We start from the raw sequence: 13,380 nt of genomic DNA, 5'->3' as shown, positions 1-13,380 counted from the left end.
GGCCCCTTTCCTCGATCGCGCGATGCGCTAGTGTCGAGCCATGCTCAGCTTCGAGGTCTGCAACGCTGCGCGGCTGCGGCGCGACGCGCGCTATGACGGCCGCTTCTTCACCGCGGTGAAGACCACGCGGATCTATTGCCGCCCGGTCTGTCCGGTGAAGCATCCGTTGCCGCGCAATGTCACCTACTACCCGACTGCCGCCGCGGCCGAGGCGGCGGGCTATCGGCCTTGCCTGCGCTGCCGTCCCGAAACCGCACCGTTCTGCCCGGCGTGGAACGGCACCCGCTCCACGGTTGCGCGCGCGCTGAAGCTGATCGACGGCGGCGCGCTCGAGCGCGGCTCGGTTGCCGCGCTGGCCGACCGGCTCGGCATCACCTCGCGTCACCTCGGGCGGCTGTTCGAGCGCCATGTCGGCGCGAGCCCGCAGCAGGTCGCAACCACCCGCCGGGTCCAGCGCGCCAAGCGCCTGATCGACACGACAGACGATGCGATGACCGAGATCGCCTTCCGCGCCGGCTTCGGCAGCGTCCGCCGCTTCAACGCCGCCTTCGCCGACCTCTACGGCCGCTCGCCGTCGAGCCTGCGCGCGTCTTCGCGCGGGCGCAGGTGAGGGGGCGAGCGCTGGGCGAGGTAGCTGCATCGTCAGCCGATGCGAGGTGAGCCCATGGGGCGGGCTCGCTTCCCCTTGCCGGGTCGGACGCGAGGCGCTCGAACGATTTCGGAATATTGGAAATGTACCGCTGAGTTGCCCGACGCGTCAAGTTGCCTTGCCGAAACGCCGGCAGCCGCCAGCTCCTTTGCATGGGGTTGTTTGCGATATTTGGCGGCGCGGCGGCTGCGGCAGTCCCGCAAGGGGGGAGGAGACCCCAGTGCTTGTGCGTCCCTGATGCGCCAAGCTGTCTCGCCGCAATAGGTCAACTGCCCTGACCATCTTTACCCATTGCGGCGGCGCGCCATAATCGTCTAGAACGTCGGCGCAAAGCGCGTCCCGGAAACCAACCGTCAATGGTTTTGACCGAGGGTTTTGGCGCTCAACAGGGTCCGGCAATGCTGATTCGCGGCCAAATTGATGGGATTTCGGGGGAGGTGGCTGAGGCTACCGCCACGATCCCGGCCGCAACGCCCGCCCTCCTTATTGGCGGCCTGCTTCTTACCTGCCCCTGAGGGCCGGCTGGGCGTCTGCGCCTGGGCACTCAGGGGTTTGTACGAGATCACCGGACCCTGATAATCGCCCAAGTAGTTGCTCAAGGAGCAAACATGACGGGCGCAAAGCTTAAAGGAATTTCTGACATGGCCACCGCTGATAAGTCCGAGAAGGACCGCGTCATCATTTTTGACACCACTCTGCGCGACGGCGAGCAGTGCCCCGGCGCCACCATGACCTTCGAGGAGAAGCTCGAGGTCGCCGAACTGCTGGACGATATGGGCGTCGACGTCATCGAGGCCGGCTTCCCGATCACTTCGGAAGGCGACTTCCAGGCGGTCAGCGAGATCGCCCGCCGCTCCAAGAACTCGGTCATCGCGGGCCTGTCGCGCGCCCATCCGGCCGACATCGACCGCTGCGCCGAAGCCGTCAAGTTCGCGCGCCGCGGCCGCGTCCACACCGTGATCGCGACTTCGCCGCTACATATGCGCGTGAAGTTGAACAAGACCCCCGAGGAAGTCATCGAGACCTCGGTCGCCATGGTCGCCCGCGCCCGCAACCAGATCGACGACGTCGAATGGTCGGCCGAGGACGGCACCCGCAGCGAGATGGACTATCTGTGCCGGATCGTGGAAGCCGTAATCAAGGCCGGCGCCACTACGGTCAACATCCCCGACACCGTCGGCTACACGGTGCCGGAGGAATATACCCACTTCATGAGGACCTTGATCGAGCGGGTGCCGAACTCCGACAAGGCGATCTTCTCGGTGCACTGCCATAACGACCTCGGCATGGCGGTCGCGAATTCGCTGGCCGGCATCGTCGGCGGCGCGCGGCAGGTCGAATGCACCGTCAACGGCATCGGCGAGCGCGCCGGCAATGCCGCGCTGGAAGAGATCGTGATGGCGATCAATGTACGAAACGACAAGTTTCCGTACTGGAACAAGATCGACACCACGCAGCTGACCCGCGCCTCCAAGGTGGTGTCGGCCGCGACCTCGTTCCCGGTGCAGTACAACAAGGCGATCGTCGGCCGTAACGCGTTCGCCCATGAGAGCGGCATCCACCAGGACGGCGTGCTGAAGGACGCCTCGACCTACGAGATCATGCGGCCCGAGATGGTCGGCCTGAAGCAGTCCTCGCTGGTGCTGGGCAAGCATTCCGGCCGTCACGCCTTCGTGCACAAGCTGGAGGAGATGGGTTACAAGCTCGGCGCCAACCAGCTGGAGGATGCCTTTACGCGGATGAAGGCCTTGGCCGACCGCAAGAAGGATATCTACGACGAAGATATCGAGGCGCTGGTCGACCAGGAGATGGCGGCCGCCCACGACCGCATCAAGCTGACCTCGCTGACCGTGATCGCCGGCACCCACGGTCCGCAGCGCGCGACCATGAAGCTCGACGTCGACGGCCAGATCAAGATCGAGGAAGCCGAGGGCAACGGCCCGGTCGATGCCGTGTTCAACTGCATCAAGCGCCTGGTGCCGCACGAGGCCAAGCTCGAATTGTATCAGGTCCATGCGGTGACCGAGGGCACCGACGCGCAGGCCGAGGTCTCGGTGCGTCTGGCGCATGAAGGCCGCTCCATGACCGCGCGCGCCGCCGATCCGGACACGCTGGTCGCGTCCGCAAAGGCCTATCTCGGCGCGCTGAACAAGATCGTGATGAAGCGCCAGCGCGACGTCCCCGCGGCCAAGGTCGCGGGCTGACGGATCGGTCGCTCAAAGCATTCCGAAACGCGGCGCCTCGGCGCCGCGTTTTTCATTTGCCAGGCGCGCCGTCTTCGCGCCGTCTTAGTGAGTCGGCGTCAAGCGGCCGGCCTGATGTTCTGGTTGACCCGGAACAGATTGGCCGAATCATATTTGCGCTTCACCTCAGCCAGTCGCGCATAGTTCGATCCGTATGTAGCTTTGAGGCGAGCTTCGCCCTCATCATCCATCATGAAATTCGGGTAGGCGCCGCCGAGGTCGAACGGGTGAACGGCTTCCCAGTAGGCCTTGGTCCATCGTGTGATCGGCCCTGCCTTCTGCGGATTCGGATCGATTCCGGCGATCACCATCGACCAGGTCGCGTCGCGGCAATTCCACGCCGTCTCGCCGCTGCCGACGCGGTGGACGGCGCCGTCGATCGGGTAGAGATGCATCAGCGACAATTCGCTCGGGGTCTTTGCGGCCTGCTCGAGATGGGCGTCGATCGCAGCGTCCGGCAACGTCTTGACGAAGTCACCACGCCAATACCACTGCATGCCCTTGGGGTAGAACCCGTCAAACATGCTCTGCACGGCAGGATAGGGCATCGTCCCCATCCAGTTGAACAATGGCGCCGGCAAGGCATCGAGCAGCGGTGCCAACGCTCCTTTGCCGTTGTCCTCGGCGCCGTCGTAGCAGCACATCAACAGGCAGATGCGCTTTCCCCAATGCTCTTGCGGAAACGGCGGACTTGACGGGATCGTCTTGAGTCCGAGGAAGACGCTGAGCTCCTCCGGCGCGGTCGGCAGGAAGTCGCGATAGTGCTGCATGATGGTGCGCGCGTGCTGCTGATCCCAGGCGATCGGCCCGGCAAACACCGCATTGACCGGATGGAGCTTGAACAGGAAGGACGTGACGATGCCGAAATTGCCCCCGCCGCCGCGCAGCGCCCAGAGCAGGTCGGCGTTCTCGTTCTTGCTGGCGACGGCAAAGCTGCCGTCGGCGAGCACGACGTCGGCTTCGAGCAGATTGTCGATCGTGAGGCCATATTTGCGGGTGAGATAGCCATGGCCGCCGCTCAATGTCAGGCCGGCGATCCCGGTGGTCGAGATGATGCCCGCCGGGACGGCGAGGCCGAACGCGTGGGTGGCATGGTCGACATCGCCCTGGGTGCATCCCGCGCCGACCCGCGCCGTGCGGGCAACCGGATCGACGCGCACGCCCCTCATGGCCGACAGGTCGATGACCAGCCCGTCATCCACGCTGCCGAGACCGGGTCCATTATGACCGCCGCCGCGAATTGCGATGCGTAGGTCGTTCTCGCCGCCGAACTTCACCGCGGCGATGACGTCGGCGACATCGACACATCGTGCGATGAGCGATGGCCGCTTGTCGATCATTGCGTTAAAGAGTGCGCGAGCTTCGTCGTAATCGATTTCGCCGGGCGCGATGACCGCGCCGCGCAAATTTTCACGTAACTTAATTTTGGCTTCGTCACGCATGATGCTCTCCTGATCCAAAAAATCAGGGCTGCCCGATGGGCGTACTGCGTCCGTGTCGGAACAGGGCCCTGTCAATTGCTGACGCTAATCGGGGCACCCGAAAGCTCTAGTGTACCAGATTTTGGCGGCAGCTGCGTCATCTGATCGCTGAAGAGAATGGCTCGATTGGAATAAAGTTTGCCCTTGAAGGGGCGCTGTTGGAATCTGTTCCCAACAATCCGACTGTCTCCGGAGCGGTTTGGGATTTTTTGCGCAACCGCCGGCGCTAACCTGTTGGCGTCGCTCGCGCAAGGACGCCGCCGATGCCGCTCGCTTCCCTCAATGTCGACACGCAACGCAGTCCAACGCCGGCCGAGACCGCGCTGACCCGCCGCGTCGACCTCACCACGCTTCGCCTGTTCGTCGCGGTCTGCGACGAGCAGAACCTCACCCGCGCCGCGCAGCGCGAGGGGATCGCGGCCTCGGCGGTGTCGAAGCGGATGAACGATTTCGAGCTGGCGTTCGGCGTCACGCTGTTCAAGCGGCTCGCCAAGGGCATGGCGCTGACGCCGGCCGGCGAGGCGCTGCTGCATCACGCTCGGGTCACGCTGCTGAATGTCGAGAAGATCGCGGTCGAGCTGTCGGAATATTCGCAGGGCGTGCGCGGGCATGTCCGCATGCTCGCCAACCTCTCGGCGATCGTGCAGTATCTGCCCGAGGACCTCTCCGCCTTCTTCGCGGCACATGAGCTGCTCCGCGTCGATCTGCAGGAGCGGCCGAGCGGGCAGGTGGTGCGCGGCATCGAGGAGGGGGCAGCCGAGATCGGTATCTGCGCGGCCGAGGCCGACAGCCGCGCGCTCGAAGCCTTCCACTACCGCTACGATAATCTGGTGGTCGTGATGCGGCCGGACCATCCGCTGGCCGGCCGCGAGAGACTGCTGTTCACCGAGACGCTCGATTTCGACCACATCGGGCTGCACACCGCGAGCTCGATCTATCTGCGCTCGCAATATGCGGCGACCCAAGCAGGCAAGACGATGCGACTGCGTATCAACGTGCCCGGCTTCGACGCCGTCTGCCGCATGGTGCAGGCCAATATGGGGCTCGGCCTGATCCCCGACCGCGCCTTCGCGGTCGTCGGCGCCGGCATGGGCCTGCGCGCGATCCCGTTGCGTGACGATTGGGGACGGCGCGAGCTGAAGATCGTGGTCCGCGACGCCGCGCATCTGTCCGCAACCGGCCGCCTGATGCTGGACTATCTGCGCGCGGTTGAAACGGACCGGGGCGGGCGAGTCGGCTAGGCGCCTCATCCGCCGTCAAGCGCGGCGAGACGATCGGCTTCTGCGATGTCTTCGACGGTATTCGCATTGAAGAACGGATCCAGCGGCTCGGTCGGCCATTCGACCGTGGCGAGCGGATAGCGCGCGGTCCAGCGATCGATCTTGCGCACATCCTCCTCGACCAGCGCGTGGCGCAATTCGCCGCGCAGGCGCACGCTCCAGAGGCCGATGACCGGATGCGTCTGCCCGCCGGATGAGGCGACCGCGAGCTCGGCATTCTCGGCTACCCGCGCCTGTTCCAGGCGTGCGACGAGATCGCGCGGGAGAAACGGACAGTCGCCCGCCGCGCTCAGCACCCATTTTGCGTCAGGCCGGTTGGCCGCGGTCCAGTCGAGCGCGGCCAGGATGCCGGCGAGGGGACCGGGAAAATCGGCGACATCGTCGGCGACGACGGGAAGGCCGAACGTGGCGAACCGCGCCGGGTCGCCATTGGCGTTGATGATCAGCCCGCTGCATTGCGGCGCGAGCCGGTCGATCACCCGTTGCAGGATGGTGCGGCCCGCGATCTGGCGCATCGGCTTGTCGCCGCCGCCCATCCGCCGCGCGAGCCCGCCGGCCAGCAGCACGCCGGGAATGTCAGTCATGGTCGGTCTCGCCCTTGCGTTTGTGGCGCATCGATTCTTCTTCGACATAGTCGAGGTTCTGGTCGTAGACGATGCGCTCCTGGCCCGACAGCGCGATGAAGCGCTTGCCGCGGGCGCGCCCGACCAGCGTCAATCCGACCTGCCGCGCCAGATCGACGCCCCATGCGGTGAATCCGGAGCGCGAGACCAGGATGGGGATGCCCATCCGCACCGTCTTGATCACCATCTCGGAGGTCAGCCGCCCGGTGGTGTAGAGGATCTTGTCGGAAGGATCGACATTGTGGCGATAGATCCAGCCCGCGATCTTGTCGACGGCGTTGTGGCGGCCGACATCCTCGGTGTAGCACACCGGCGTGCTCTCCTTGCACAACACGCAGCCGTGGATCGCGCCCGCTTCCAGATAGAGCGACGGCATCGTGTTGATGGTGTGCGTCATCTGGTAGAGCCAGGAGGTGCGCAATTCGGCCTTCGGCAGCGCGACTTTCTCGACGGCCTCGAGCAGGTCGCCGAACGCCGTGCCCTGGGCGCAGCCCGAGGTCTGCGTGCGCTTCTTCAGCTTCGCCTCGAAATTGGTGTGGTGTGCGGTGCGCACCACGACGACCTCGAGATCGTCGTCATATTCGACCTCGGTGACGACGTCGTCGTATTTGAGCATGTTCTGGTTGAGCAGGTAACCGAGCGCGAGGTATTCGGGATAGTCGTTGATCGTCATCATCGTGACGATCTCCTGCGCGTTGAGATACAGCGTCAACGGCCGCTCGACCGGTACCTTGATCTCGGTCCGCGCGCCGGTCTGGTCGACGCCGACCACGCGCTCCGTCAGCCGCAGATCGTCCGGGTCTGGAACAATGATGGGAGCGGTGGTTTTCGCGGTCACAGGTCGCAGTCCCAATGGGTTCACATGGCAATGGAGCTGGGGATATAAGCACGATCGGAGATGGACTGGCCACTCTCCGCCGCTTCGCCGGAACTGCCACGGATGGTCCGGCTTTGGAGTAACGCCGCAGTTCGCGATCCGGGTCGAACACATCTTGTCGATGGCCGAGCACTGAGAGAGACAATGGCGCAGCTTTCGGACGACTGCTTCGCATTCGGCGGGCCGATGATGTCGGTCGACGAGGCCGTCGCGATCATCGCCGCGCGCGTCAAGCCGGTCGGCGAGACCGAGGCCGTTGCGTTGGTGGACGCGGACGGACGCATCCTGGCCGGCGACATCGCCGCGCCGCTGCCGCTGCCGCCCTTCATGAATTCCGCCGTCGACGGCTATGCGGTGTCAGCCAAGGACCTGCCGGCAGGCGCCGAACGCGCGTTCCCTATCGCCGGACGCGTGCAGGCGGGTGCGCCGGCGCAGCCCGCGCGGCCCGGCCACGCGGTGCGGATCTTCACTGGTGCGCCGATGCCCGGTTGCACCGACACCGTGTTCATGCAGGAAGACGTGCGGATCGACGATTCCGGCAACGTGGTCCTGCCGCCCGGTCTGAAGGCCGGCGCCAATGTGCGGCCGGCCGGCGAGGATATTGCACGCGGCCATGTCACATTGGCGTCGGGCCGGCGCCTGCGCCCGCAGGACATCGCCGTCGCCGCGGCGTTCGGACTCACGACGCTCGACGTGGTGCGGCGGCTTCGCGTCGGGGTGTTCTCGACCGGCGACGAGCTGGCCGCGCCGGGGAGCGCGCGTGCCGAGGCGCAGCTGTTCGATTCCAACCGCTTCATGCTGATGGCGATGTTGCGCAGGCTCGGCTGCGAGGTCGGCGATCTCGGCATCCTGCGCGACGAGCGGGCCGGGCTTGCCGCGGCGCTCAAACAGGTCGCACGCAGCTACGACCTGATCCTGACCACCGGCGGCGTCTCGACCGGCGAGGAGGACCACGTCAAGGCGGGCATCGAGCAGGCCGGCTCGCTGGTGCTGTGGCGGATGGCGATCAAGCCGGGCCGTCCGGTGGCGATGGGAATCATCGACGGCACGCCGCTGATCGGCTTGCCCGGCAATCCCGTGGCGAGCTTCGTCACCTTCGTGCACGTGGTGCGGCCGACCGTGCTGGCGCTCGCGGGTGCCGTGCCGTCTCCGCTGCTGCCGATGCCGGTGCGGGCGGCCTTCAGCTACAAGAAGAAGAGCGGCCGGCGCGAATATGTCCGCGCCTCGCTGCGACGGGCGGCGGACTGTGCGCTGGAGGCGACCAAGTTCCCCCGCGAAGGAGCCGGCCTGCTGTCGTCGCTGGTCGAGACGGATGGACTGATCGAACTCGGCGAAACCATCGTGCGGGTCGAACCGGGCGATGCCGTCGGCTTTCTCGGCTACGCCGACCTGCTGTGAGAGCAGGGACTCGCGGTCGCGATCGCGCGAGCCGAGCCCTAGCTGCCCACGCGCGATTTGAAAGACAGATCGCCCGATAGGCAAACATTAACAACGGCCTGCGTGGCAACTCGACGCTGCTAGAGGCGTTCTAAATATGCTTGCCTGTGGCATGCCAGAGAATAGAGTTGGGTTGAACCAACGCAAATCGCGCGAAGCTGGGTTCCAGAACGAGGTTTCAAGGCGAGGATTCATGAGCCAAGGCGACGTTCACAAGGTCCGCGCGTTCGAGCATCCCGGACAGGGGAGGAAGCGGGCGAAGGCCACCCCGAAGGGACGCCAGGTCGACCCCGTGGCCGCGCATGAGATCGAGGCGCTGCTCGCCGACCGGCCGCGGCGGCGCGACCTGCTGATTGAGTACCTTCACCTGATCCAGGACACGTACCATCAGATCTCGGCGGCGCATCTTGCGGCACTCGCCGACGAGATGAAGCTCTCATTCGCCGAAGTGTTCGAAACCGCCACCTTCTACGCGCATTTCGATATCGTGAAGGAGGGCGAGCCCGACATCGCGCCGCTCACTGTGCGCGTCTGCGATTCTCTGACCTGCGCGATGCTCGGCGGCGAGAAGCTTTTGAAGGACCTCCAGGACGGCGCCGGTCCCGGCATCCGCGTGGTGCGGGCGCCGTGCGTCGGCCGCTGCGACACCGCGCCCGCAGCGGAGGTCGGCCACAACTTCGTCGACCATGCGACCGTCACCAATGTGCTCGCGGCGGCGAAGAGCGGCGACACCCATGTGCATCTGTCGCCTTACGTCGACTACGACGCCTATGTCGCCGGCGGCGGCTACAAACTGTTGACGCGGCTGCGCTCCGGCGAGTTGCCGCGCGAAGACCTGCTGAAGGCGCTCGACGATGCCTCGCTGCGTGGTCTCGGCGGCGCCGGTTTCCCGACCGGCCGCAAATGGCGCGCCGTGCTCGGCGAATCCGGTCCGCGGCTGATGGCGGTCAACGGCGACGAGGGCGAGCCCGGCACGTTCAAGGACCGGTATTATCTCGAGACCGATCCGCATCGCTTCCTCGAGGGCATGCTGATCGGCGCGCACGTGGTCGAGGCGCCCGAAATCTACATCTACATCCGCGACGAATACCCGGCCTGCCGCGAGATCCTCGCGCGCGAGATCGCCAAGCTGCCGCCGGGCGGTCCTGTGCTGCACATGCGGCGCGGCGCCGGCGCCTATATCTGCGGCGAGGAATCCTCGCTGCTGGAATCGCTCGAGGGCAAGCGCGGCCTGCCGCGGCACAAGCCGCCATATCCGTTCCAGGTCGGGCTGTTCGGCCTGCCGACGCTGATCAACAACATCGAGACGTTGTGGTGGGTGCGCGACATCGTCGAGAAGGGCGCCGACTGGTGGAAGAGCCACGGCCGCAACGAACGCCACGGTCTGCGCAGCTTCTCGGTGTCGGGCCGCGTCAAGGATCCCGGCGTCAAGCTCGCGCCGGCCGGCATTACCTTGCGCGAACTGATCGACGAGTTCTGCGGCGGCATGGCTGACGGGCACACCCTGCAGGCCTACCTGCCGGGCGGCGCATCCGGCGGCATCCTGCCGGCCTCGATGGACGACATCCCGCTCGATTTCGGCACGCTGGAGAAATACGGCTGCTTCATCGGCTCCGCCGCCGTGGTCGTGCTCTCGCAGGCCGATGACGTCAGGGAGGCCGCGCTGAACCTGATGAAGTTCTTCGAGGACGAGAGCTGCGGGCAATGCACGCCCTGCCGCGCCGGAACCGAGAAGGCGGCGCTGTTGATGCAGCAGCCGGTCTGGAACAAGGAACTGCTCGACCAATTGAGCCAGGCGATGCGCGACGCGTCGATCTGTGGCCTCGGGCAGGCGGCCTCCAATCCGCTGACCTCGGTGATCAAGTATTTTCCGGACGGCTTTCATCCGCAGCAAGCCGCCGAATAGGCGGCGCGAGCAGGGCGAATTTCGACGAGGATTCGAATGAGCAACCATCAGAACTCCGGCCAGATCATTCAGTTCGAACTCGACGGCCACCAGGTCGAGGCGCGGGCCGGCGAAACCATCTGGCAGGTCGCCAAGCGGCAGGGCACCGAGATCCCGCATCTCTGCTATTCGCCCGCGCCGGACTATCGGCCGGACGGCAATTGCCGCGCCTGCATGGTCGAGATCGAAGGCGAGCGCGTGCTGGCGGCATCCTGCAAGCGGACGCCGACGGTCGGCATGAAGGTGAAGTCGGCGAGCCAGCGCGCCGTCGCGGCGCAGAAGATGGTGATGGAGCTGCTCGTCGCGGACCAGCCGGCGCGCGAGACGTCGCACGATCCGGACTCGAAATTCTGGCACTGGGCCGAGAAGACCGGCGTCACCGAAAGCCGCTTCCCCGCGGCCGAGCGTTGGCATGCCGACACCAGCCATCCGGCGATGCGCGTCAATCTCGACGCCTGCATCCAGTGCGGCCTGTGCGTGCGGGCGTGCCGCGAGGTGCAGGTCAACGACGTGATCGGCATGGCCTATCGTAATCACGACTCGAAAATCGTGTTCGACTTCGACGACCCGATGGGCGAGTCGACGTGCGTGGCCTGCGGCGAATGCGTGCAGGCCTGCCCGACCGGCGCGCTGATGCCGGCCGTGATGCTCGACGACAAGCAGACCCGGGTCACCTGGCCCGATCGGAAGGTGGATTCGCTGTGCCCGTATTGCGGCGTCGGCTGCCAGGTCACCTACGAGGTCAAGGACGAGAAGGTGATCTACGCGGAGGGCCGCGATGGTCCCGCCAATCACAACCGGCTCTGCGTCAAGGGCCGCTTCGGCTTCGACTACATCCATCACCCCAATCGCCTGACCAAGCCGCTGGTACGGCTGCCCGGCGTCAAGAAGGACGCCAACGACCAGGTCGATCCGGCCAATCCCTACACGCATTTCCGCGAAGCGACGTGGGAGGAGGCGCTCGATCTCGCCGCGAAGGGCCTGACGAAAATCCGCGATGAAAAGGGCGCCAAGGCGCTCGCCGGGTTCGGCTCGGCCAAGGGCTCCAACGAGGAAGCCTATCTGTTCCAGAAGCTGGTGCGCACCGGCTTCGGCTCCAACAATGTCGATCACTGCACGCGGCTGTGCCACGCCTCGTCGGTGGCGGCGCTGTTCGAAGGATTGAGTTCGGGTGCGGTGTCGGCGCCGTTTTCGGCCGCGGCCGATGCGGAAGTGATCTGGGTGATCGGCGCCAATCCGACCATTAACCATCCGGTCGCTGCGACCTACATCAAGAACGCCGCCAAGCGCGGCGCCAAGCTCTACGTGATGGACCCGCGCCGGCAGACACTGTCGCGCCATGCCACGCAGCACCTCGCCTTCAAGCCCGGCAGCGACGTCGCGATGCTGAACGCGATGATCCACACCATCATCACCGAAGGCCTGACCGACGAGCAATACATCGCGGGCTATACCGAGGGCTATGACGAGCTGAAGGCCAAGATCCAGGAGTTCACGCCGGAGCGCATGTCGCCGATCTGCGGCATTCCCGCCGAGACGCTGCGCGAGGTCGCGCGCGCCTACGCCGGCGCCAAGTCGTCGATCATCTTCTGGGGCATGGGCATCAGCCAGCATGTTCACGGCACCGACAATGCGCGCTGCCTGATTGCGCTGGCGCTGATCACCGGCCAGGTCGGCCGTCCCGGCACCGGGCTGCATCCGCTGCGCGGGCAGAACAACGTGCAGGGCGCCTCCGACGCCGGCCTGATCCCGATGTTCCTGCCCGACTATCAGCCGGTCGGCCGCGACGACATGCGCGGCGCCTTCGAAAAGCTGTGGGGCCAGGAGCTCGATCCGGTGCGCGGGCTGACCGTGGTCGAGATCATGAACGCGATCCACGCCGGCGAGATCCACGGCATGTATGTCGAGGGTGAAAATCCCGCGATGTCCGATCCCGACTTGCAGCACGCGCGCGAGGCGCTGGCCAAGCTCGACCATCTCGTCGTGCAGGATCTGTTCGTCACCGAGACCGCGTTCCACGCCGACGTCATCCTGCCGGCCTCGGCGTTCGCCGAAAAATCCGGCTCCTTCACCAACACCGACCGCCGCGTCCAACTGGCGCGCGAGGTGATCAAGCCGCCGGGCGATGCGCGGCAGGATCTCTGGATCATCCAGGAGATCGGCAAGCGGATGGGATTGCCCTGGAATTATTCCGGGCCGGGCGAAGTCTTCACCGAGATGGCCGAGCTGATGCCGTCGCTGAAGAACATCACCTGGGAGCGGCTGGTGCGCGAGGGTGCTGTGACCTATCCGGTCGACGATCCCGACAAGCCGGGCAACGAGATCATCTTCACGACAGGTTTCCCGACCGAGAGCGGCCGCGGCAAGATCGTGCCGGCGAAGGTGATCCCGCCGGACGAACTGCCCGACGACGAATATCCGATGGTGCTGTCGACCGGCCGCGTGCTGGAACATTGGCACACCGGATCGATGACGCGTCGCGCCCAGGTGCTCGACCAGATCGAGCCCGAGGCGGTCGCGTTCATGACGCCGAAGGACATGCGAAAGAAGGGGCTCGCGCCCGGCGACTTCATCCGGCTCGAGACCCGCCGCGGCGCGGTCGAGGTCAAGGTGCGCGCCGACCGCGACGTGCCCGAGAACATGGTCTTCATGCCGTTCTGCTACGCGGAAGCGGCGGCGAACCTCTTGACCAATCCAGCGCTCGATCCGTTCGGCAAGATTCCGGAGTTCAAGTTCTGCGCGGTCCGCGCCGAGAAGATCGATATCCGGACGGCGGCGGAATAGCCGTCCGGCACGGAATGTGAATACGCCGCCCTGTCTTGGTCGGCCAAAACTGCGGGAGGTC

Annotated in this window: 9 protein-coding genes; 6 read left to right on the top strand and 3 right to left on the bottom strand. The window is 65.7% G+C overall.

Annotated features, from left to right (window positions below; all coding sequences use genetic code 11):
• Nucleotides 1-40 precede the first annotated feature (40 nt).
• On the top strand, nt 41-610 hold the full coding sequence (locus QDT69_RS12955) for an Ada metal-binding domain-containing protein (protein WP_279706917.1): 570 nt from the start codon (nt 41-43) through the stop codon (nt 608-610).
• A 680-nt stretch (nt 611-1,290) separates the two neighbouring features.
• Nucleotides 1,291-2,853 carry a 2-isopropylmalate synthase gene (locus QDT69_RS12950; protein WP_279706916.1) on the top strand — a complete coding sequence of 521 codons (1,563 nt, stop codon included), beginning with the start codon at nt 1,291-1,293 and terminating at the stop codon, nt 2,851-2,853.
• Nucleotides 2,854-2,951: 98 nt separating this feature from the next.
• Here the strand turns inward: QDT69_RS12950 and QDT69_RS12945 are convergent, their stop codons facing one another.
• Entirely contained in the window at nt 2,952-4,334 is a 1,383-nt protein-coding gene (locus tag QDT69_RS12945; protein ID WP_279706915.1) for an FAD-binding oxidoreductase, read from the bottom strand.
• A gap of 302 nt (nt 4,335-4,636) precedes the next feature.
• Between QDT69_RS12945 and QDT69_RS12940 the strand changes: the two genes are divergently transcribed.
• Nucleotides 4,637-5,614: a LysR substrate-binding domain-containing protein gene (locus tag QDT69_RS12940; RefSeq protein WP_279706914.1), complete on the top strand. Its 978-nt coding sequence runs from the start codon at nt 4,637-4,639 to the stop codon at nt 5,612-5,614.
• 5 nt (nt 5,615-5,619) lie between these two features.
• On the opposite strand, the gene mobA is transcribed toward QDT69_RS12940, so the two are convergent.
• Nucleotides 5,620-6,237, bottom strand: a complete 618-nt coding sequence (gene mobA, locus QDT69_RS12935) for a molybdenum cofactor guanylyltransferase MobA (protein ID WP_279706913.1) — start codon at nt 6,235-6,237, stop codon at nt 5,620-5,622.
• Complete coding sequence (locus QDT69_RS12930) at nt 6,230-7,114, bottom strand: formate dehydrogenase accessory sulfurtransferase FdhD (RefSeq protein WP_279706912.1); 885 nt, start codon at nt 7,112-7,114, stop codon at nt 6,230-6,232. Before QDT69_RS12930 ends, mobA begins: the two co-directional genes overlap by 8 nt.
• Before the next feature lie 183 nt (nt 7,115-7,297).
• On the opposite strand from QDT69_RS12930, the gene glp reads away from it, so the two are divergent.
• The 3 genes from glp to fdhF all read left to right on the top strand — a co-directional run bounded on the left by glp (nt 7,298) and on the right by fdhF (nt 13,319).
• Nucleotides 7,298-8,551, top strand: coding sequence for a gephyrin-like molybdotransferase Glp (glp, locus tag QDT69_RS12925; RefSeq protein WP_279706911.1), 1,254 nt, complete (start codon nt 7,298-7,300; stop codon nt 8,549-8,551).
• A gap of 232 nt (nt 8,552-8,783) precedes the next feature.
• Nucleotides 8,784-10,496: an NADH-ubiquinone oxidoreductase-F iron-sulfur binding region domain-containing protein gene (locus tag QDT69_RS12920; protein WP_279706910.1), complete on the top strand. Its 1,713-nt coding sequence runs from the start codon at nt 8,784-8,786 to the stop codon at nt 10,494-10,496.
• 36 nt (nt 10,497-10,532) lie between these two features.
• Nucleotides 10,533-13,319 carry a formate dehydrogenase subunit alpha gene (gene fdhF / locus QDT69_RS12915; RefSeq protein WP_279706909.1) on the top strand — a complete coding sequence of 929 codons (2,787 nt, stop codon included), beginning with the start codon at nt 10,533-10,535 and terminating at the stop codon, nt 13,317-13,319.
• Nucleotides 13,320-13,380: the final 61 nt, after the last annotated feature.

Source organism: Bradyrhizobium sp. CER78, assembly GCF_029846235.1.
Classification (GTDB): Bacteria; Pseudomonadota; Alphaproteobacteria; order Rhizobiales; family Xanthobacteraceae; genus Bradyrhizobium.
Note: the sequence above shows the minus strand (reverse complement) of the source record. Positions and strands in the feature narration are given on the sequence as shown.

Excerpts from the sequence above, each read along its gene's own strand:
- mobA (WP_279706913.1), bottom strand. The coding sequence starts at position 6,237 with ATGACTGACATTCCCGGCGTGCTGCTGGCCGGCGGGCTCGCGCGGCGG.
- fdhF (WP_279706909.1), top strand. The coding sequence starts at position 10,533 with ATGAGCAACCATCAGAACTCCGGCCAGATCATTCAGTTCGAACTCGAC.
- QDT69_RS12940 (WP_279706914.1), top strand. The coding sequence starts at position 4,637 with ATGCCGCTCGCTTCCCTCAATGTCGACACGCAACGCAGTCCAACGCCG.
- QDT69_RS12920 (WP_279706910.1), top strand. The coding sequence starts at position 8,784 with ATGAGCCAAGGCGACGTTCACAAGGTCCGCGCGTTCGAGCATCCCGGA.
- glp (WP_279706911.1), top strand. The coding sequence starts at position 7,298 with ATGGCGCAGCTTTCGGACGACTGCTTCGCATTCGGCGGGCCGATGATG.
- QDT69_RS12950 (WP_279706916.1), top strand. The coding sequence starts at position 1,291 with ATGGCCACCGCTGATAAGTCCGAGAAGGACCGCGTCATCATTTTTGAC.
- QDT69_RS12955 (WP_279706917.1), top strand. The coding sequence starts at position 41 with ATGCTCAGCTTCGAGGTCTGCAACGCTGCGCGGCTGCGGCGCGACGCG.
- QDT69_RS12945 (WP_279706915.1), bottom strand. The coding sequence starts at position 4,334 with ATGCGTGACGAAGCCAAAATTAAGTTACGTGAAAATTTGCGCGGCGCG.